26 protein-coding genes are annotated in these 18,679 nt (G+C 64.5%); 10 read left to right on the forward strand and 16 right to left on the reverse strand.

What is annotated here, in order from left to right:
* Nucleotides 1-13: 13 nt before the first annotated feature.
* From EOA23_RS19000 to EOA23_RS19030, 7 genes are all read right to left on the reverse strand, one after another.
* Nucleotides 14-766, reverse strand: a complete 753-nt coding sequence (locus EOA23_RS19000) for an ABC transporter ATP-binding protein (RefSeq protein ID WP_127305264.1) — start codon at nucleotides 764-766, stop codon at nucleotides 14-16.
* Complete coding sequence (locus EOA23_RS19005; RefSeq protein ID WP_127305265.1) at nucleotides 759-1,910, reverse strand: hypothetical protein; 1,152 nt, start codon at nucleotides 1,908-1,910, stop codon at nucleotides 759-761. The genes EOA23_RS19000 and EOA23_RS19005 overlap by 8 nt, the downstream gene beginning before the upstream one ends.
* A gap of 168 nt (nucleotides 1,911-2,078) precedes the next feature.
* The gene (locus tag EOA23_RS19010; protein ID WP_127305266.1) at nucleotides 2,079-2,477 is read right to left on the reverse strand and encodes a periplasmic heavy metal sensor; all 399 of its coding nucleotides are present in this window, start codon (nucleotides 2,475-2,477) and stop codon (nucleotides 2,079-2,081) included.
* On the reverse strand, nucleotides 2,474-2,914 hold the full coding sequence (locus EOA23_RS19015; protein ID WP_127305267.1) for a hypothetical protein: 441 nt from the start codon (nucleotides 2,912-2,914) through the stop codon (nucleotides 2,474-2,476). The genes EOA23_RS19010 and EOA23_RS19015 overlap by 4 nt, the downstream gene beginning before the upstream one ends.
* Nucleotides 2,911-3,507 carry a sigma-70 family RNA polymerase sigma factor gene (locus EOA23_RS19020; protein WP_127305268.1) on the reverse strand — a complete coding sequence of 199 codons (597 nt, stop codon included), beginning with the start codon at nucleotides 3,505-3,507 and terminating at the stop codon, nucleotides 2,911-2,913. Before EOA23_RS19020 ends, EOA23_RS19015 begins: the two co-directional genes overlap by 4 nt.
* Before the next feature lie 91 nt (nucleotides 3,508-3,598).
* Nucleotides 3,599-3,982: a hypothetical protein gene (locus EOA23_RS19025; RefSeq protein ID WP_127305269.1), complete on the reverse strand. Its 384-nt coding sequence runs from the start codon at nucleotides 3,980-3,982 to the stop codon at nucleotides 3,599-3,601.
* Between the two features lie 28 nt (nucleotides 3,983-4,010).
* Nucleotides 4,011-4,445 carry an EF-hand domain-containing protein gene (locus tag EOA23_RS19030; protein ID WP_127305270.1) on the reverse strand — a complete coding sequence of 145 codons (435 nt, stop codon included), beginning with the start codon at nucleotides 4,443-4,445 and terminating at the stop codon, nucleotides 4,011-4,013.
* A 232-nt stretch (nucleotides 4,446-4,677) separates the two neighbouring features.
* Here EOA23_RS19030 and EOA23_RS19035 point away from each other — a divergent pair, with 232 nt between their 5' ends.
* The 3 genes from EOA23_RS19035 (at nucleotide 4,678) to EOA23_RS19045 (ending at nucleotide 6,882) form a co-directional block, all read left to right on the forward strand.
* Nucleotides 4,678-5,100, forward strand: a complete 423-nt coding sequence (locus EOA23_RS19035; RefSeq protein WP_127305271.1) for an EF-hand domain-containing protein — start codon at nucleotides 4,678-4,680, stop codon at nucleotides 5,098-5,100.
* 40 nt (nucleotides 5,101-5,140) lie between these two features.
* Nucleotides 5,141-5,563 (forward strand): BA14K family protein, encoded by a 423-nt coding sequence (locus EOA23_RS19040; protein WP_127305272.1) that lies wholly within the window; start codon nucleotides 5,141-5,143, stop codon nucleotides 5,561-5,563.
* Between the two features lie 317 nt (nucleotides 5,564-5,880).
* A complete protein-coding gene (locus tag EOA23_RS19045) occupies nucleotides 5,881-6,882 on the forward strand; it encodes an aldo/keto reductase (protein WP_127305273.1) in 1,002 nt (333 codons plus the stop codon).
* 130 nt (nucleotides 6,883-7,012) lie between these two features.
* On the opposite strand, the gene EOA23_RS19050 is transcribed toward EOA23_RS19045, so the two are convergent.
* The 3 genes from EOA23_RS19050 to EOA23_RS19065 form a co-directional block, all read right to left on the reverse strand.
* Nucleotides 7,013-7,240 (reverse strand): hypothetical protein, encoded by a 228-nt coding sequence (locus EOA23_RS19050; protein WP_127305274.1) that lies wholly within the window; start codon nucleotides 7,238-7,240, stop codon nucleotides 7,013-7,015.
* 69 nt (nucleotides 7,241-7,309) lie between these two features.
* Nucleotides 7,310-7,939 (reverse strand): glutathione S-transferase family protein, encoded by a 630-nt coding sequence (locus EOA23_RS19055; RefSeq protein ID WP_127305275.1) that lies wholly within the window; start codon nucleotides 7,937-7,939, stop codon nucleotides 7,310-7,312.
* Between the two features lie 685 nt (nucleotides 7,940-8,624).
* On the reverse strand, nucleotides 8,625-9,722 hold the full coding sequence (locus EOA23_RS19065; RefSeq protein ID WP_127305277.1) for an NAD(P)/FAD-dependent oxidoreductase: 1,098 nt from the start codon (nucleotides 9,720-9,722) through the stop codon (nucleotides 8,625-8,627).
* A gap of 196 nt (nucleotides 9,723-9,918) precedes the next feature.
* Here EOA23_RS19065 and EOA23_RS19070 point away from each other — a divergent pair, with 196 nt between their 5' ends.
* Entirely contained in the window at nucleotides 9,919-10,110 is a 192-nt protein-coding gene (locus tag EOA23_RS19070; RefSeq protein WP_127305278.1) for a hypothetical protein, read from the forward strand.
* A gap of 840 nt (nucleotides 10,111-10,950) precedes the next feature.
* Here the strand turns inward: EOA23_RS19070 and EOA23_RS19080 are convergent.
* Together EOA23_RS19080 and EOA23_RS19085 are read right to left on the reverse strand one after the other, a co-directional pair.
* On the reverse strand, nucleotides 10,951-11,172 hold the full coding sequence (locus EOA23_RS19080; protein ID WP_126061478.1) for a hypothetical protein: 222 nt from the start codon (nucleotides 11,170-11,172) through the stop codon (nucleotides 10,951-10,953).
* A 15-nt stretch (nucleotides 11,173-11,187) separates the two neighbouring features.
* Complete coding sequence (locus tag EOA23_RS19085; protein ID WP_127305280.1) at nucleotides 11,188-12,054, reverse strand: RNA ligase family protein; 867 nt, start codon at nucleotides 12,052-12,054, stop codon at nucleotides 11,188-11,190.
* A 122-nt stretch (nucleotides 12,055-12,176) separates the two neighbouring features.
* On the opposite strand from EOA23_RS19085, the gene EOA23_RS19090 reads away from it, so the two are divergent.
* Nucleotides 12,177-12,362: a DUF3606 domain-containing protein gene (locus tag EOA23_RS19090; RefSeq protein ID WP_042642958.1), complete on the forward strand. Its 186-nt coding sequence runs from the start codon at nucleotides 12,177-12,179 to the stop codon at nucleotides 12,360-12,362.
* A gap of 178 nt (nucleotides 12,363-12,540) precedes the next feature.
* Here the strand turns inward: EOA23_RS19090 and EOA23_RS19095 are convergent, their stop codons facing one another.
* Together EOA23_RS19095 and EOA23_RS19100 are read right to left on the reverse strand one after the other, a co-directional pair.
* A complete protein-coding gene (locus EOA23_RS19095; protein ID WP_348628573.1) occupies nucleotides 12,541-12,786 on the reverse strand; it encodes a KTSC domain-containing protein in 246 nt (81 codons plus the stop codon).
* Nucleotides 12,787-12,841: 55 nt separating this feature from the next.
* A complete protein-coding gene (locus tag EOA23_RS19100) occupies nucleotides 12,842-13,075 on the reverse strand; it encodes a hypothetical protein (protein ID WP_127305281.1) in 234 nt (77 codons plus the stop codon).
* Nucleotides 13,076-13,352: 277 nt separating this feature from the next.
* Here EOA23_RS19100 and EOA23_RS19105 point away from each other — a divergent pair, with 277 nt between their 5' ends.
* The gene (locus tag EOA23_RS19105; RefSeq protein WP_127305282.1) at nucleotides 13,353-13,946 is read left to right on the forward strand and encodes a DUF922 domain-containing protein; all 594 of its coding nucleotides are present in this window, start codon (nucleotides 13,353-13,355) and stop codon (nucleotides 13,944-13,946) included.
* On the opposite strand, the gene EOA23_RS19110 is transcribed toward EOA23_RS19105, so the two are convergent.
* On the reverse strand, nucleotides 13,943-15,367 hold the full coding sequence (locus EOA23_RS19110; protein WP_127305283.1) for a LuxR C-terminal-related transcriptional regulator: 1,425 nt from the start codon (nucleotides 15,365-15,367) through the stop codon (nucleotides 13,943-13,945). The two genes, EOA23_RS19105 and EOA23_RS19110, sit on opposite strands and share 4 nt — an antisense overlap.
* Nucleotides 15,368-15,535: 168 nt before the next feature.
* Between EOA23_RS19110 and EOA23_RS19115 the strand changes: the two genes are divergently transcribed.
* The 3 genes from EOA23_RS19115 (at nucleotide 15,536) to EOA23_RS19125 (ending at nucleotide 17,727) form a co-directional block, all read left to right on the forward strand.
* Nucleotides 15,536-15,790 carry a DUF1127 domain-containing protein gene (locus EOA23_RS19115; RefSeq protein ID WP_127305284.1) on the forward strand — a complete coding sequence of 85 codons (255 nt, stop codon included), beginning with the start codon at nucleotides 15,536-15,538 and terminating at the stop codon, nucleotides 15,788-15,790.
* Nucleotides 15,791-15,897: 107 nt separating this feature from the next.
* Nucleotides 15,898-16,128, forward strand: a complete 231-nt coding sequence (locus tag EOA23_RS19120; RefSeq protein WP_126061485.1) for a hypothetical protein — start codon at nucleotides 15,898-15,900, stop codon at nucleotides 16,126-16,128.
* Between the two features lie 63 nt (nucleotides 16,129-16,191).
* The gene (locus EOA23_RS19125) at nucleotides 16,192-17,727 is read left to right on the forward strand and encodes a winged helix-turn-helix domain-containing protein (protein WP_127305285.1); all 1,536 of its coding nucleotides are present in this window, start codon (nucleotides 16,192-16,194) and stop codon (nucleotides 17,725-17,727) included.
* Here the strand turns inward: EOA23_RS19125 and EOA23_RS19130 are convergent.
* Nucleotides 17,717-18,136: a VOC family protein gene (locus EOA23_RS19130; RefSeq protein WP_042642970.1), complete on the reverse strand. Its 420-nt coding sequence runs from the start codon at nucleotides 18,134-18,136 to the stop codon at nucleotides 17,717-17,719. The two genes, EOA23_RS19125 and EOA23_RS19130, sit on opposite strands and share 11 nt — an antisense overlap.
* A 273-nt stretch (nucleotides 18,137-18,409) precedes the next feature.
* Here EOA23_RS19130 and EOA23_RS19135 point away from each other — a divergent pair.
* A partial coding sequence (locus tag EOA23_RS19135; protein ID WP_127305286.1) for an MFS transporter occupies nucleotides 18,410-18,679 on the forward strand: 270 nt, incomplete at its 3' end.

Genomic DNA, 18,679 nt, shown 5'->3' on the forward strand with positions numbered 1-18,679 from the left:
GCTTAGATCGACATCAGGCAGCGGCCCGCGTTCGCAGCGCCTGCATGACGCTTGCCTCGAACCCGCCCGGCGCCCTGCCCGCTTCGGCCAGCTGCGCGGCATCCCAGCTCCGGCTCAGGCTTCCGTCGGCCATCAGCACCGCGCGATTGCAAAGCGCCGGCACGGCTTCCACCAAATGGGTCGACACGATCACGGCGTGGCGGCCGCTCGCGCAAAGCGCGGTGATCACGCGCTTCACCTCCCAGGCGGCAACCGGATCGAGGCCGTTCAGCGTCTCGTCCAAAATCAGCAGCGGCGGCCGGCCGAGAAGTGCCGCGAGGATCGCGATCTTGGCGCGCGTGCCGAGCGAATATTCCGCGATCGGACGGTCGATCCAGCGCCCGAGCTCGAGCCGCTCCAGAAGGTCGGCGCCCGGCAGATCGGCACCCGGCAGGTCGTTTGGCGCGCAGCCGCGGATCGAGGCGACGAGCTCGATATACTGGCGTCCCGACAGTGCCGCCGGCAATTCGTGCGGCTCGATGGCAAGGCCGAAGCCGGCCTTGGCGCGCTCCGGCGCGGCGGCGAGGCCGACGCCGTCGACCGTCACGCTGCCGCCGAGCAACGGGATCTGGCCGGTGATCGCCCTGATCAGCGTCGACTTGCCCGAGCCGTTGGCGCCGAGCAGGCCGATCATGTCGCCCCGGCGGAGCGAAAGATCGATGCCGCGCACCACGGCGCGCCCGCGATAACCGGCGCTGAGACCGCTGACGGCGAGGGCTTCATCCATTGCGATACCTCTGTCGGGTTCGGTGCCATAGGAAAACCACCAATGCCGCCAGGCCGATCAGCACGGTGCGGCCATATTCGAGCGTCTCGTAGCTGGCATAGGCGAGCGCGCTGGCGAAGCTCAACATGGCGACGAATGGCGCGTTGAGGAAATAGGCGCCGAACACCGCATAGGCGCCGTTCAGCACCAGCAGCCAGAGTCCGCCCGCCACTGGCACGGCCCATGCCGAAGGCTCGGCCGCGAGTGCCGCGCCCGCCGGCAGCAGGAAGAAGGCGAGCGACAATTGCAGCGGCAGTTGCACCAGCCGCAGCCACGCGCGCGTGAAGCCTATGGGCGCCGTGCGCAGCACCGGCGAGCCGAGCGGCTGGCATCGCAGGCTGAGCATGAAGACGAGAATGCCGCCCGCCAGGCCCGCAACCGCCGCCGGCCCGGCCGTGCGACCGGCAAGGCTTGCCCCTGCGCCAAGGACGGCCGCGGCCGCCAGCAGCAGGCCGGCCGCGGCGAGCTTCCATGACGGACGCAACTGGCCGCCCGGCAGGTTCCAGGCCCAGCTCGAAAGCCAGCGCGGGTGCGCCTGGTCGAGGCGGCGCAGCCAGGGCCTTCCAACCGGCGCCGTCTCGCTTGCCGCCTCATCGAGGAGAAGGCGTGGCCGCCGCAGGCGCCAAAAGGCTGCCGTGCCGAAGCCCAGCGCAAACAGGATCGCCGCGCCCACGCCCCAGGCCGCCGGCCACGGCTTTCCAATGACGGCGCAGGCGAAGCCGACCAAAACGGCAACCAGGACGCTCAGCGGTGCGAAGATCGCCAGCGTCGCCCTGCCGGCCATGTGGCGGCGGTGTCCGGGCCCAAGCGGCAGCGCCTTGAGGAAGGGCGCGAAAGCGCGTGCAAGGCAGAGCCTGGCGACCGCGTTGCCTGTGAGCGCCCCGAGCACGGCCAGGGTGAGCGGCAGGCCAAGGGTCCACAGGAGCTGGTCGTCCCGCAATTTCGGCGCCGCGGCCTGCAGGGCAAGCACGATATCGGCGATCGCATAGGCCAGCAACGCGCCGCCGCCGAGCCCGATCCAGGCGAGATCGCGGCGCCGCATCGCCCGCAGGCCGGCGACGAGCTCGCGCCGGAGCAATATCAGGACAAGCCGATCGTGCCGCATTGGTTCGTCATCATGGTTCCGACACCAGAGCGGTTCAGCGTTCACGGAATCGCCGAACTGCTCTAAGCCTTTGTATTTACGCAATTCCGGACGGAAAACCGCTCCGCACTTTTCCTGGAATTGCGCTAGAATAGGTCACGGCAATTGTGCCGCGAGTGGGGCGACGGCTCACCCGCTCGGCTTCGCGTTGACGTTCTTCATGGCGGCGAGCAGGTAGTCCTGCACCGTTGCCTGAAGGTTTGTAGTAGCGGCGCGCACCGCCGCCATCGCCTGCCTGACCGCCGCTTCGTCGAAGGGTCGAGCCTGCTCGGCCGCCGCAAGGTCGGCGCGCGCCGCGCGCAGCTGCCGCAGGGCTTCGAATGTGCGGGCGCGGTTGTCGCGCATGACCGAACGGAACTCCTTGCGCACCTCTGGCGAGTAGGCGCCCGCGACCTCCGCCAGCAGCCCGCGCGCAACCGCCGCCTGGTGCAGGCCATGCGCGGCATAGCCGATGAAGAAGAAGTTGAGCGCGAGCGAAAGCGCAAGCACGACCAGCACCGCCGCCCAGATCCATGAACGACCGGTCATAGCGCGTCTCCCTCGCCCGCATCGCCGGCGATCGGCGGTCCGCCGTCGTCGGGCAGCCTGGCGCCGGCGGCGAGCGCCAGCAGCTCGGAATCCTGCGACTGGTCCTGAAGGCCCGCCACCTGGTAACCGGCGATTGTCGCGGTGACCAGCAAGGCCGCGGCGCAAGCGGCGATACCGGCCGGCGCGACGAGGAAGCGCGGCAGCAGCGAAGGACGCGCCGCGCCGCGATCGATGCGGGCCAGCACCTTGCGCACCAAGGCGCGGTCGTCGCCCTCGACCAGCGCGGCCAGCCGCACGAGCCTGTCGAGCGCCGCATCGGCGACGGCATCGCCTTCAAGCGCCATGAATGCCAGGGCGGACCCTCTCGAGGCCGCAGGCCAGGCATCGATGTCGTCGCCGAAGCGGCGCCGGTTGTGCTCGAATTCCTCGCGTGTCATGAGGACTTCCTTTCGCGGCCGCCGGCCGCATCTGCCAAATGATCCCTGAGCGCGCGGCGCCCGCGCACGAGCAACTGTTCGACCGAGCCGGCGCTGGCGCCCATCACCTCGGCGATCGCACCGATGTCAAGCTCGCCCACCGCCCTAAGAAGCAGCGCCATCCGCTGGCGCTCCGGCAGGCGCGACAGGCCGTCGCGCACGATTGCCAGCTCCTGCCTGGCCGCCGTCGCCGTCTCGGCATTGGCTTCCAGCGCGGCCGGCTCCTCCGCGACATCGTCCAGGCCGAAGAAATTGCGCAGCGCGCGGCGCCGGCGCTGGTCGATGCAGCGGTTGGCCGTGATCCGGTAGAGCCATGTCGAGGCGCGCGCCCTGCCGGGATCGAAGCGCGCGGCCTGTTTCCAGACGGTCACGAACACCTCCTGCACCACGTCCTCGGCATCGGCCGCATGACCGAGATAGCGCGTGGCGAATGTCCGCAGCCCACGGCCGTGACGGGCCATGAGCGCGGACAAAGCCGCCTGGCTGCCCGCGGCGATGCGGGCCAGAAGCTCCTCGTCGCCACCGACAGCTTCATCCCGCACGGCAGCGAGCACCGGTCGAGGAGCCTCCGGCGGCGAGGCAGAAATCCGCGACGATCCGGCTCGGGAGAAAAACGAATTCCGACGTCAAGTCCACCACCAGGTGTCAGCGGCGCCAACGGCGGAAGCCGTGAACCGTGTTGCCGTTCGGGCCCGTGATGCTGCCGACGGAACGGCCGCGAAACGGTCCGGCCGCGCTGTAGCGCTGACCTGAAACGGTCTTGCCGTTCGGCCCGGTGGCAGAATAGCTCCTGGAGCAGCGGTCAACAACGCCGACCTTGCAGGTTGAGTTCGACGTGTAGGTGCCGCCATTCGGTCCGGTGCGCGTGGTCGAGCCGGTGTAGATATTGCCGTCCCGGTCGACGCTGCGGCTCAGTTCGCCGCCATGCGCGGTCTTGCGCGTCCATTCCTCGGCCGAGGCCGGGGACGCGGCCGACCAGACGACCATCGCGCCAAGGCAAAGCAGCGGAAGTCTGAATCTTGAAAGCATGTCATTTCCTTTCTGGAAGGCAGGTTGGTCAATTGGCGTGAGCAGCCACGATCTTGCGGATGGCCGCGATCTCGTCGGCGGAGAGCCTGCCGTCGCCATTGCGGTCGGCGAGATCGAAGAGCGGCGTGCTGGCCTGGAACTCGTCCTCGGTGACCTTGCCGTCGCCATTCCTGTCCATGCGCCGCCAGCGATTGCCGAGGCGGGCCTCGGCTGCCAGGGCGCGGTCATCGATGGCCTGGCGGGCGGTCTCGATCTCGTTCTCGTCGATGACGCCGTCGCCATTGCGGTCGAGCCTTTTGAAGAGGCGTTCGCGGGCGGCGAGCATCTCGTCCTTCGAGATCGCGCCGTCGCCATTGGTGTCGAGGCGCTGCAGGATGCGCTGGCCGGGCATGTCCTGCGCCGCGGCGGCGCAGACCGGAGCAAGCCCGAGAAGCAGGCCCGCAAGGATTGCTGAGTGTTTCATGGTTGGTCCTTTCGAAATGTCACGTCGCGGGGGCGACTGTCGGCCAATACGCAGCCCGGTTCGTGCTCCTACGCCGGCGTGCGGATTTTTTTGCCGGCCGCCATGGCGCGGCGCCCCGTGCATCGAACTTTCCGAAAAATTCGCGGGCAGAGCGTAGGAGCCGTCGAACTTGCGCGTAGGAGGCGCTGCAAGGACGGTCCGCGGCGGGCCGTCGATTACAGCGGAGACCCAGATGACCAAGATTGTGACGGCGCTCGCCGGGCTGCTTCTGTGCGGCTGCAGCGCCTTCGCCGCCGACCAGGGCGCCCGGGAAGCGTTCCGGCGCATCGACACCAATGGCGACAGAAAGCTGGAATTCAGCGAGATCCAGGCGGCGCGGGCGCGGATGTTCGACCGGCTGGACGCCAACCACAATGGCGTGCTCGATCCCGACGAGGTGCGCGCGGCCGTGGCGCAGGTCAAGGCGAAGCGCGACATCCAGGCCGCGCGTTTCGCGGGGCTGCAGGCCGAGGCGAGCCGCATGGACCGCAACGGCGACGGCAAGATCTCGCGCGACGAATTCACGGCCGCCATTCCCGACCGGCTGCTGCAGGCGGACACCGATGGCGACGGCGCGCTTTCGATTTCCGAACTGCGGGCGCTGAAGCGCCCGTGATCCCCGTGATGATCAGGACAAACGACAAAGGAGTGAGACGATGAAATGGATAGCGACAGCTTTTTGCGGCCTGGTGCTCGGCGCATCGATGCTGGCCTCGCCGGCCGAGGCCGTTCCGATCGTGCCCGCCCCCGGACAGGCATCCGTGACCAGCCAGGCTACGCCGGTCTGGTACCGGCGCGGCTTCTACGTCGTCGGCGGCGTTTATTACTACAATGGTTACCGTGGCTATTGGCGCGTACGGCCCGGCTACCGCTACTACAATGGCTACTGGTTCCCGGCCGCAGCCTTCGCGGCCGGCGTGGCGGCCGCCACGGTCGCGCCACCCCCGCCCCCCGCGGCGCGCCTGGCGGCCGCCCATGTGCGCTGGTGCTTCGACCGCTACCGCTCCTATCGCGCCTGGGACAACAGCTACCAGCCCTATGGCGGTCCTCGCCAGCAGTGCCTGTCGCCTTATAGTTGAGGCGGGCGTACCGGCGCGGCGTGGACTCTGGATGCATAAAGAAGCGCGTCGCGCCGAAAACGAGTTCGGGCGACGCGCTACAGCCTTTGTCCGATATTACCAAACGTCGGTGTGGGTGGTTCCGTCAGGGCCCCGAGGGAGTGGCGTCGGCCGGAACCACCCGCCCGCCTTGTGTCCTTCCCAAGACGGACCGACTATACTGCGCCGTCCTGCGGTTTCCTTGACCTGGATCAAACGCCGCCGGCTCGGCGCTGGACGTGTCCTGTCCCCGCCCTATACTTTCGCGAGCGCTGATTTTTCGCGGGAGACAAGGACATATGAGCCTCGGCAAACACAAACTCGGAAGCCAGGGGCTCGAAGTCTCGGCCATCGGCCTCGGCTGCATGGGCATGAGCCAGTCCTACGGGCCGGCCGACGAGGCGGAGTCGATCGCGACGATCCACCGGGCGATCGAGCTCGGCTGCACCTTTCTCGACACGGCCGAGGTCTACGGGCCGTTCGTCAACGAGGAACTGCTTGGGCGCGCGCTGCAAGGCCGGCGCGACCAGGTGACGATCGCGACCAAGTTCGGCTTCCGCATCGTCGACGGCAAGCAGTCCGGCACCGACAGCCGGCCCGACCATATACGGGAGGTGGTGGAGGCTTCGCTCAAGCGGCTCGCCACCGACCGCATCGATCTGCTTTACCAGCACCGTGTCGACCCCGCGGTGCCGATGGAAGACGTCGCGGGCGCGGTCGGCGAGCTGGTGGCCGAGGGCAAGGTGCGCTTCTTCGGCCTGTCGGAAGCGGGCATTGCCAACATCCGCCGCGCGCATGCCGCGCATCCGGTCTCGGCGCTGCAGAGCGAATACTCGCTGTGGGAGCGCAACCTCGAGCCCGAGATCATCCCGGCGCTGAAGGAGCTGGGTATCGGCCTGGTGCCCTTCGCCCCGCTCGGCCGCGGCTTCCTGGCCGGCGACGTCAAGCGCGCGGAAGACTATCCGCAGGGCGACTTCCGCCGCGGCGACCCGCGCTACCAGGGCGAGAATTTCGACTTGAATGTCGCGGCCGCCGCCGCTGTGCGCGACATTGCAGCGGCAAAAGGCGTGAAGCCCGGCCAGATCGCGATCGCGTGGCTGCTCGCCAAGGGGCCGGACTTCGGCATCGACATCGTGCCGATCCCCGGCACCAAGCGGCGGACTTATCTGGAGGAAAATGTCGCGGCGGCGGACATCACGCTCGACGCGACCGAGATACTGGGGCTCGACATGGCGCTGACGCCCGACAAGGTGTCCGGGCCAAGGTATAACGAGCGCACGATGTCGCTGGTGGACCGCTAAAGCATGTCTCCCGAAAGTGGGAACCGGTTTCGGGATAAAGACATGCGTAAAATCAAGACCTAAAGCGCATGGAGCGAATCCGAGGGAATCCGAAGGATCGCGACGCGCTTTAGGCGCGGTTCTCAACGCTCTACTTGTTCTTGCAATCCGCCCTCGCTTCCATTGCTTTCCTCGCCTCCCCCTCGCTTGGGTATGTCTTCTTGCCGAGATCCACGACAAGCGTGCCATCCGGCTTCTTCGGCACGATCTCGCACTGCTTGGAGACCGCGTCCCTGGCGACCCAGTATTGCTCGGCAGCCACGGCGGATAGGCTCATGATGCCGGTGGCGAGGATTGCGATGGCAAGGGTGCGGACCATTGCGGGCCTCCATGGCTCTGGTTGGAATGCCATTGGGAAACGCCCCGCCCGCCGCCGTGTTCCTGCGGCTCACCCGCCCGAATGCGGATCGATGCTGTAGGGATGCACCGGATAGCCAGGCCCGATCGCCTCGACCACCCTCTCCACCCAGGCTTCTACCGCCGGATAGTCGGCGAGCGAGAAACCGCAATCCTCGGCGCGGTGGCTGTAGGCATAGACGGCGATGTCGGCGATGGTGAGCGTATCGCCGACCAGGAAAGGCGTGTCGGCCAGGCTGCGCTCCAGCGCGCCAAGCGCTCGCACACCCGCCTCGCGCTTGCCGGCAACCAGCGCCTGGTTGCGCTCCAGCCGGCCGGTCAGGCTCCAGAAGCGCAGCGAGCCGATGACCGGCTCGACATAATACTGCTCGAAGAACAGCCACTGCATCACCTTGGCGCGGGCAAGCCGGTCCGCCGGCAGATAGGGAGTGCCCTCGGCGACGAGGATGAGGATTGCGTTGGACTCGGCGATCGCCTGGCCATTCTCCACGGCGAGCACCGGAACGGCGCCGGCGGGGTTGAGCTTGAGGAAGGCCTCCGTGCGGCTCTCGCCCTCGAAGATCGAGACAACGCGGGTTTCGTAAGCGATGCCGAGCAGGCCGAGCAGGACGCGGATCTTCCAAGCGTTTTGCGACGGGAGATAATCGTAGAGCATGAGCATGGCGCGGGTCCCCTGTGTTATGGACGTTCTTGCATAGGGCGATCGGGCGTGCCACCCGATTCAGGAGAGCCGACCACTTAGCTACCGTCGTAGCCACAGAGTACACGCCAAGCCACCTGAACCCAGGGTAAGAAGGTGGCTTCGCGAGAGAAACATACTTTTCTCTCTACACCCTTGCGCCAGACAAACTTATTTGCTTCTATTCAACCTTCAACTTTGGGAGGGTGAATATGGCTTGGTACAAATATGACAAGTTTATTTCGCATAACAATCACGAAAATTTCGACAAAATCTATAAACCTGGAGAGACACCGCCTGATAATGGAATATATAGATGCTTAGGTTGCGGCGATGAAATTGCATCTAATCAGGGCGTAAAATTACCTTCTCAAAATCACTCGCAACACACCCCTCAGCAAGGGGAGATCCGTTGGCAGATGATTGTCTGTTGCGTCAATAAATAGCTTAATGGACCCGGATATGGCGGTTGGGATTTGTAAGATCGAAAACGGTTGGGCAACAGAAGATAGCGTTTGGGTTCAATACGACGATGGGACAAAATTGGAGATGCCGGCGAGCCGCTACGAAGAAAATGGCTATTTACCGCCTCTAAACAAGCTGCCCGTTTGCGATACCAAGCAAGGATCGAAGTAGCCCCGGCTTCCAGTGCTGTCTGGATACCACTTTACCGCCCCGCAATATCCCTCGCCACTGCCTGCGCCTCGATGCCGATCTCGCGCAGCAGGCCGGTCACCGGATTGTAGAAGCCGACGAGATAGACGCCGAGCTCGCTCGCCCGCGCGTTCACGCCGCTCTTGCCCGGGCTGAGCTCCTTTGGCAGGAAGGCGTCGTAACCCGGACGGTAGCCGGTGGCGAAAATCGCCGCGTCAAACTTCTTCTCCACGCCATTTGCGAATTCCGCACCACCCTCGCTGAAGCGCGCAATGTCCGGCGCGATGCCGATCCGGCCGGCCTTGATCGCCGCCACCGTGCCGACGTCGATCACCGGGATGCGGCCGGCCTCGATGCCTTGCAGGATGCCTTGCTTTGGCCGCACGATGCCGTATCGCTCCAGCCGGCCAAGCGCCATGTCGAGGATTTTCGGGAACATCCAGTCATTGACAGACCGCGGCATGGTCCGGCTGGCGATGCCCACCATCTGGATCGGCACACCGAACAGCTGGCGCGGCACGATGTGGACGCCCTTGCGCACCGAGATGGTGGGCACGGCGCCGCTTTCGGCCAGGTCGAGCGCGATCTCCGCGCCCGTATTGCCCATGCCGACGATCAGCACGTTCTTGCCGGCATAGGGCGCCGCTTCGGTGTAGGCGGCGCTGTGCAGCACCTTGCCCTTGAAATCCTCGATGCCCGGGAAATCCGGCATGATCGGCTGGGCGTTGTTGCCGGTGGCGACGACGACCTTGCTGGCGCTGATCCCGCCGGCGTCCGTCTCGACCAGGAACTTTTCGCCCTCGCGGCGGATGGATTTGACCGTGACGCCGAAGCGCGGCTCAAGGCCGAAGCGCTCGGCATAGGCATCGAGATAGGCCACCACCTTTTCGCGCGGAACGTAGCGGGGATGGCTTTTCGGGAACGGCACGAAAGGCAGCGAGGAGAAGGATTTCACCGTGTGCAGATGCAGCCGCCGGTAATGCCGCCGCCAGGACGGCGCAACCTCATCAGCCTTTTCGAGGATCAGGAAATCGACGCCCGCCCGTTTGAGGCAGGCCGCGACGGCGAGCCCGGCCGGGCCGGCACCGACAATGACGACATTGGTCTCCAAACGCTTTTCCTCCGGCCAAAGCGGCAAAAGCTATGACGGGAGGCGCTGGAGGGGCAAGTAGGGAGAAGCACCCATGCTTCCTGCGTAGGCGCCGGCGCCCTATCCCCCTCCTGTCGGCCCACTCAGGGAACCGTTTCCAGCCGTCAGGAGTTTTGTCCCCCGGCGGATCGCGGGTACTCATAAATTGAGGATGGTCATGCAACAGATCGGCGAGTCCAACAGCCCAGTTCAGCCCCTCGATGAGATGGAGCAGCAAACCATTATGCGCATTGAGGAAGCTGAGGAGTTCATTGAGGAGAACCGCCGACTCATAAAGCGGTCCCGAGAAATCCTTGCGAGCGCACCCGAGCTGCCTGCTGCGTCTGGCAAGGCAAAGCAACGGACTTGAAAGCTGCTCGTGCCAAGGCTTTTACGGAAAAGCCGTCTTCAGCCGCTCCGGCGTCAATAGATTCTCGGGTAAAGGGCTGTAGCTTGGCGGCAACAGCTTGCGCGATGAGGCGCGCCGGTCTGCGATCTTGCCGTGACACTCGATCGCAGACCGGTGTCCACTCCTGGGTAGAAATGGGACGGCCCGATACTGACGCATCGCCACCACGGCCGCGATGTCAAATGTTAAATCCTGGCAGCCGCGCCGGCACCTGCTTCGTTGCTAAAATCGGTCCCACCCGGAACATTTTAGCGAGATTGAATGTTCCAAACTTATGGACAGTTGACATGAGCTCTCGGCGGAACAGGTCAGACTCGCCCGCGCCCTCTTGAAATGGTCGCGGGTGCGACTTGCTTCCAAGGCCAATCTCAGCGAAGCAACGATCAGCGGAATCGAAAACGGGCTAAAGAACACCCGGCCTAGCAGTGTGCTTGCTGTGCGGCTGGCTTTAGAGGCTGGGGGAATTGTCTTTGCGCCGGACGGGCGCGCTTCGATAGTAGATCCGAAAGGCCAGATCACCGCCGACAACAGAACGTGGCGCCGGCGGATGGCGGACCGCTCCTTGACTCGCGACCGATCTGAGGTGCGATCTCAAATGAGAGCCGTCGCTCGAAAGAAAAACCCGCCGACCTAAGCCGACGGGTCATCTTCCCTCAAACTGCTGTGCGCCCCTTTCCCCGGATGGTTCGCCCGAAACCCAGGAAACCCCGCACAAGCCCTTTCTAATGGAATCTCATGTAAAGGGCTGTAGCTTGGCAGCAACAGCTAGCCCAACTAATGAGGCAACGACCGTGCTGCCGCTTAGGACATGTGTGAGCGACCCAGAGCCAGCCGTGACAGCGAAACAAGCTCTTCCTCATCCTCGATGCCGGCCATGAAGTTGGCGAGGATTCGTGACGCCAGGGCCTCACGTTCATCTGCAGTCTGCTCCTCAGTTTTCAGCCGGTCGAACACCCTTGCCAGGAACTCCAATTCAGCAGGCTCGAGAATTCCGGCGTCCTGCGCCTTCTGGCGAACTGGCATCGCAGTAACTCCATCCTACTTTTCGCGAAAATCCTTGAGCGAGGCATGACGCAACGTCTCCTCGCCCTTGAGGAACTTCACCCGTCCGACCAGGCCCGGCTTCAGCCACTCCGCTTTCTGCTTTGCCAATCCCTTTGGAGGCGGAGCACCAACTTTGCCCTGCACGCGTTCCCAGAGAGCCTGTCGTTTGTCGGCTTTGAAGGTCACAAACGCACCGCCCATATAGCGGCCCTTGTCGGCCATCAGCACCATGGGAGGCTTCCCCGCCTCACACTGCACGCCAATGATGTCCATTTCGGCTTCGACGTAGCACTTGATTTTCCGCCAGTTCATGGTCGCGCCGGAGCGATAGACACTGTCGAGGCGCTTCGAAACGATGCCTTCCAGGTTGGCCTTGCACGCGAGGTGATAAACGGCGTCGCCAGTACCCGGCAGAGCCTCCGAGAACTGGATATGCCCACCTGCCGGGATAAGCGCTTGTAGCACCTCCCTGCGATCTTTCAGGGCCATGTCGCGCAAGTCATGGCGATTCAGATGCAGGAGGTCGAACGCGACGAAATAGAGAGCCTGAGGCCGCCGTGTGATGGCCGAGCGCAGCGCATGGAAGTCGGACAGGCCTTTTTCGTTGAGCACAATCATCTCGCCTTCGATAATGAAGCTCTTTGCCTCCAGGGTTTCGGCTTCCTTGGCGATCGACTTGTACTTCGCAGTCCAATCAATACCCGACTTTGTGAACACACGGACGCCTTCATCGTCCTTGATGATCTGCGATCTGTAGCCATCGAATTTCACCTCATGGCTCCAACCGTCTGCCTTTGGCGGTTGCTCGACAAGCTCAGGCTCCATCGGGCGAATGAAGGACAGCCGAACCGGCTTACGCATGAGAGGCCCAACGCATCACTCAAGTTTAATTCAATAGCGCAGGGTCGTTTCAGTTCCGTTAGCTGCAGCTAATGGGAACATTCGGTGCGGAACTCGGTTCTCTCTCACCAGGAGGAACAGCTATGGCAGACGACAAAACCAAGCGCGATTTCAGGGACCGCGACCGAGTTTCGGCGAATGAGGACTACGAGGTTCGCTACTTCGCCAAACAGCATCGCATCACGCCCGAGCAGGTGCGTGAACTGATCGGCGAGCACGGCAACGACCGAAAGACGTTGGAGCGCGAGGCGAGGAAGCTTCGAGGATGACGAGGCTTTCCGACCTCGGTCCGCCGAAAGGGGTGACGGTGCACCGCCCGCCGGGCTCCATTCGGAATTCCGACTTCTATCGCTGCGAGACGTGCGGCCAGGTCGTCGACTGCAAAGACATCAGACAGGTTATGTGGCACCAGTTCCAGGATGAGCATGAGCCGCTTGAACAGGACAGCTAATCGGTAACGCGGCGATACCGGAAATGACCGCGGATATGGTCGTTGAAAAAGCGGCCTTTGACAAAGGCCGACCGGAACGCGGCGTAAGTCTCCGGTGGCACGCCCTCAAAGTCGTAGCGCTTGCCGCTGGCCACGAACCACACAGAGAGGATCCTGCTGGTCGGATCGTACTCTGTTTTCTTGATCGAGGTGGATGGCAATAGCGCACCTTGCGAGTTTGCATTCGCAAACGCCGGGAACACGGCTTTTGTTTCAGGGATGGGGATCTATAACGCCTCCCCATGAAGCGCCGGCGCCCTAGTCCGCCGCGCGGGGCGCCTCGGGCTCGTCGTCTGGCGGTTCGAGGATCTCGATCAGTCTCGCCACGCGGGCGCCGGGCATAGCGTGGCCTTCATTCATCAGCGCCTCGTCGGCGCCGATCCAGGCGAAGGCCTCGCGCAGCTCCTCGATGCTTGCGCCGGTGAGCGCGATGTCGGCGATAACGGCCTCGTCCACCGGTCCAAGCACGGAAATGATCTCGTTGCGGGTCATCTTGTCCTCCCCCATCGGTTGGGATGATTGGCCAAGGAAACGGATGACGGGCGGAGCGGGTTCCGGCGCGGCGTCTCGTAGTCTCCTTCCTCAAAGGACGGATTGCCCGCGCGCTTTGATCTCGCATGAGACAACCGCTATGCACCTAAAGCGCGTCGCGATCTTTCGGATTCGCTCCATGCGCTTTAGGTCTTTGGTTTTACGCATGTCTTTATCCCGAAACCGGTTCCACTTTCAGGAGACATGCTTTAACGCACGGAATCCCATCGAGTCCCTCATGAAATTCGCCATCCTGCTTTGCGCCTTGCTTCTTGCCTCCCCTGCCCGGGCAGACTGGAAGCCTATCGAGAGGATCGAGACCTATGCCGTCTCCGGGCAAAGCGCGGAGCAGCTCTATCTGTCGATCGGCGAGAAAGGCCCGCTGGTCGGCGCGGCCGGCGGCGGGCGTCGCGTCATCGCGCATACGTTCTTCAAGCTGACCTGGCAGCGCGACTACCAGCCGCAAGGCAGCGCCTGCGTGCTGAAGTCGGCGCGGCCGAAGCTGATCATCACCTACACATTGCCGAAGCCGGCCGGAAAGCTGGACCCCGCCCTGCAGGCGCGCTGGGACAGGTTTGCGGCCGGGTTGATCGCGCATGAAAAGGTGCACGGCGCCGGCATCGTCGACATGGTCGACAAGATCGTCGCCTTCAGCACCGGCCTCACCGCCGAGAACGATCCCGGCTGCAAGAAGGTCAGGGCCGAACTGACGGCCTATCTCGACCAGCTCTCCAGGGCGCAGCGCCAGGGCAGCCGCGACTTCGACACCAAGGAGTTCGGGCGGGACGGCAATATGTTGAAGCTGATCGCGGCGTTTCTGGGCGGCGGCTAACGGATCGCCACCAGCTTCGCCGCGTCGCGGATAGCGCGCACGGCGTCGGGATTGGTGACGGGATACCCCGCAATGAAACCGTCGACCGAGAAGCCTGGAAATTCCGTGCGCAACCTGCCCGCGATGGCGGCCGCCTCGGCCCCCTCGCCCTCCCTCGCATGGGCGAGCATCAGAAATATTAGCACGTGCGGAGAATCCGGCGTGCTCCGTCGCAGCGCGGCTATGGCGTCCCGGTACCTGCCAGCCGTGAACAGGACGCGCCCCTGCATGCCGAAATACCATGGCGGGGCAAGCGGGTTGAGGCGCATTGCGCGCTCGATGAGCGGGATCGCTTCGGCCGGATCGCCGGCGACCAGCGCCTTGCTGCCGGCAAGCAGCGCCAGTGTGTCGGCGTGATTAGACCCACATTCGAAGGCGCGCCGGTGGGCTCTTTCAGCTGCCTCCAGATCGCCGAGGCAGCCCATGAGATCGCCGAAGCAGTTGTGCGCAGTGCTGTCGCTCGGGTCGAGCCGCAGGGCATTCTCGGCCGCCCAGCGCCATTTGGCGATCGAGGCGTTCAGATCGTCGCCGAAGCCGTTGCAGGCCTCAATCGAATAGGCGTAGGCAAGTTCGGTCCAGGCCTTGACCAGGGTCGGGTCAAGATCGAGCGCGCGTGAAAACAGCCTGATGGCTTCCCTGTTGCCGCTGCGGCTGAAGGTGTTGTGCTGCTCGACGCCCAACAGATAGCAGTCGTAGGCGCGCAGGCTAGCCGGCGGCTTGCGGCGGATCGCATTGCGCCCGACCGTGGCGATCGTTCCGAAACAGCCGGCGAGCACGTTGATGACGCTTTCGGTCAAGCTGTCCTGCAGCGCAAAGATGTCCTCCACGGGCCGGTCGAAGCGCTCGCTCCACAGGCTGACGCCGGTCTGTGCGTCGGCGAGTTCCATCGTAAGCCTTACCCGTCGGCCGTCCGCTCGCAATTGACCAGACAGGATATAGGCAGCGCCCAACGCCTTGCCGTCGGCGGCGAAATCGGCCGGCCTGCTGCCAAGGGCCTTCATGGTGTGGAAGGCAACGACCGGTAGGTCCGCGTAGCGCGCAAGATCGACGGTAATGTCCGAGGACAAGCCGTCGGCAAAACGGCGCCATTGCTCGTCGGCACTCAGGCATTCGATAGGGAATATCGCCAGCATCGGCGAAGCTTCGGGCCCGTTCGGCGACGTGGCCGGCGCGGCTGCGATGGCGTTGATATGCATGGCGAGCGCGACCTTGCTGCGCACGCCTAGCTTTTCATAGATGGCGGCGAGATGGGTGCGCACGGTGGACGGCGCGATGAACAGCGCCTCGCCGATCTCGCGATAGGTCATGCCGGCGGCGAACCTCTCCGCCACCGCGCGCTCGCGGTCCGACAACGCCTCCGAGGTCGTCACGATGCGGTTCATGGCTTGTCCTGCCAGCGGGCATAGATGCGATCAACCATAGAACCATCAAAATACTACAAATGCAGGACCCAAAACACTGCATGCGGCCGATGGTTCGGCGCATGGCGAAGGTTCAGGCTCCCCGCATGCCCTTATCCATGGGGCAGCGTTCAAACGAGGGAGCCGACCATGAAAACGATGCTCGACACCATATCCGAATTCCGTGACGCCGTGCGGCTCGATCTCAGCGAACCGCTGACGGACGCCCCCGCGGCCGAGCAGCGGCCCGGCCTGTTCGACCTGCTGTCGGCATGGGGCGAGCGGGCGCGGTTTCGTCACGAGCTTGCGATCAGGGCGCGCGAGACGCCGCATCTCATCGGCGATATCGGCCTGACGATGGACCAGGTGCGCGACGAACTCGCCAAACCCTTGTGGCGCCGCTAGGCCGGACGGATTCAGCGAAAAATCAGGATTGCTTCAGGACAAAAGGACGCCCTCGGGACGATGATGGCGTTCATGGCGGCACATGGCGCCAGCCACGGAGGTCGATCATGCATGCGAGGACTGACACATCATTTGCACCGACATCGCTGTCGCGGGGTGAAGCGCTGAGCATGCTTTCCGCGGGCATCGCGGGACCCTGCTGCGGCGAGGCCAACGAGATGCTTGCCTGGCTTTACCTGCTGCCGCCCAACGAGACCGCGCCAGGCGAGGCTCGCGTCGAACCGAGCGCCGCACGCCGCCGTTCGTGGCTTGGCCTGCTCGGCATGTTTCGGGCTTGACCTTGCCGGCATTTGCCCTCCCAATGAACCCCGCGCAATCAGGCGTGTCGATGGGGCAAGGGCTTGGCGCTACGAATTGGCGGCGCTGTTCTCGATCTTGACCGGGGTACGCTCCGGCGCGACGGCGAGATTGTGCCCGTCCGGCCAAAAACCCTGGAACTGCTCGCCTTCCTGACGCGCAATCCCGGACGGGTGCTGAGCAAGGACGAGCTGTTGCAGGCGGTCTGGCCGGGCATCATCGTTAGCGAGGACTCGCTCACCCAATCGATCCGCGACGCGCGCAAATCGATTGGCGACGAGGCGCAGGCGCTGATCCGCACGGTGCCGCGCCGGGGCTACCTCTTCCAGCTTCCCGAGGCCGAGGCCGCGCAGCCGCCGGCGGCGGCTGCGGCGCGGGCGGAGCCTACGGTGGCGGTGCTGCCGTTTGATGTGGACCCCGCCGACGCCACCGCCAAGGCATTGTTCGACGGCGCCGTCGAGGAAATCACCAACGCGCTTTCATACTTCAAGACCGTCGCCGTGCTGGCGCGGCACTCCGCCTTCGCGCTGGCCGAGCATTCGCGCGAGGACATCCGGGCGACCGCGGAGCGGCTCGGCGCGGACTATATCGCCGAAGGCCGTGTCGAAACCGCCGGGACGGAATACAGCGCGCGCGTGGTTCTGACCGAGACGGCATCCGGCCGGCGCGTCTGGTCGCAGGGTTTCACTTTTGCCACGGGCGACATCTTCGCTTTCCAGACGATGGTGGCGCAGCGGATCGTGACGGCGCTGGTCGTCAACATCGAAAGCGCGGTGATGCGGCGCGGCCTGCCGGCACCCGCCGCCAATGTCGAAGCCTATCTGCATTTCCTGCGCGGCAAGGAGCTGTTGCGCAGCTATGGCGAAGGGGTCAACCAGGCGGCTCGCGCGCATTTCCTCAAGGCGATCGAGCTCGATCCGCAATCAGGGCTGGCGCATGCCTATCTGGCCCTCGCCGAGGTTATCATCGGCGGCTATAACGACGCCCCGCGCGCCGTGCTCGACCAGGCGCGCGACCGGGCGCTGCATGCGATCGCGCTCAGCCCGGACGAGGCGCGCTGCCACCGCATGCTGGCGCTGACGCTTCTCTATCGCGGCCGGGACGAATACGACGCGGTCGAGAAGCACTTCGCCCGCGCGCTGGATCTCAATCCCTACGATGCGGACACGCTCGCCCAAACCGGGTTCTTCCGGGCGCTGCGTGGCGACGGCGAGGCCGGGCTTGCCCTGCTCGACAAGGCCATCCAGCTCAATCCGATGCATCCGACCTGGTATTATTACGACCGGGGCGAAGCCCTGCTGATCCTCGGCCGCTACCGCGAAGCGGCGGCGTCCTTCTCATGCCTGCCCCGCAAGAGCGCCTGGCAATGGGCAAGACTGGCAACATGCTACGCCCTGGGCGGTGACGCCGGGAAGGCGCTGGCCTGCGTGCGCGAGGGACGCGCCCTGGAGCCTGGCCTCACCATTGCGAAAATCGTCGAGGAAACGCGCATGGAGCGATCCGAGGACCGCGAGAGAATACGTGGGGGGCTCGAGTTGGCAGGCTGGGACGTGAGCCAGCCGCCGCTCGCTAGAAGCTGATCTCCACCGCCGCGGCGCTTCGCCTGGCCTCGCCATGGAACACCGCCTCGATGTTGTTGCCGTCGGGGTCGAGCAGGAAGCAGGCATAGTAGCCGGGATGGTAATGGCGCTCGCCAGGCGCGCCATTGTCCTTGCCGCCGGCGGCGAGCCCGGCCTGGTAAAAGGCATCGACCATGGCTCGGTCCTTCGCCTGGAAGGCGAGATGATGGCGGCCGGTCAGCACGCCGAGCGCCGCGCGGCTGTCGGCGCTGGAGACGAACAATTCGTCGGCCCAGAAATAATCCTGCGCCTCGCCGCCGATCGGAATGCCCAGCACCTCGAACAAGCCGCCGTAGAAACGCCGGCTGGCCGCAAGGTCGCGCACCACGAGCTGGATGTGGTCGATGAGCCGGCCGCGATAGAGTTCCATGGGTGACGCCTCCTGGATGCCGCGGCTCAATCTAGAAGGGCCTGGTGCGTGGTCAAGACTGCTGACAGTTCGAGAGGCCGGCGGGACAGCGCCTTGCGCGAAGGAACGCGGCCTTTCCAGCAGTCCAATAATCGATAGGAAAAAACCAGATAAAAAATGCAACCAGATTGTAGGATCGGACCCCGCTCCGGCGTCCTTCGGACGCAAGCGGCCCGGTGGACTGGAAAAATCGTGCCGCATCAAACAGGATGCCTTATGGCATGGAGAAGAACCATGAACCATTCCTATCGTTGGGTCATCGTCGCAGCCGGCGCGCTGATGACCTGCGTGGCGCTCGGCGCCATGTTCTCGCTGGCGATCTTTCTGGAGCCGATGTCGCTCGACACGAACTGGTCGCGCACCGGCATTTCCAGCGCCATGACCTTGAACTTCCTTGTGATGGGCCTCGGCGGTTTCGCCTGGGGCGCGATCTATGACCGGGTCGGCGCGCGGCCCGTGGTGCTTGCGGGCGCCGTGCTGCTCGGCCTGTCGCTGGTGGTGGCG

Source organism: Mesorhizobium sp. M2A.F.Ca.ET.042.01.1.1, from assembly GCF_003997405.1.
In the GTDB taxonomy this organism is placed as follows: Bacteria; Pseudomonadota; Alphaproteobacteria; order Rhizobiales; family Rhizobiaceae; genus Mesorhizobium.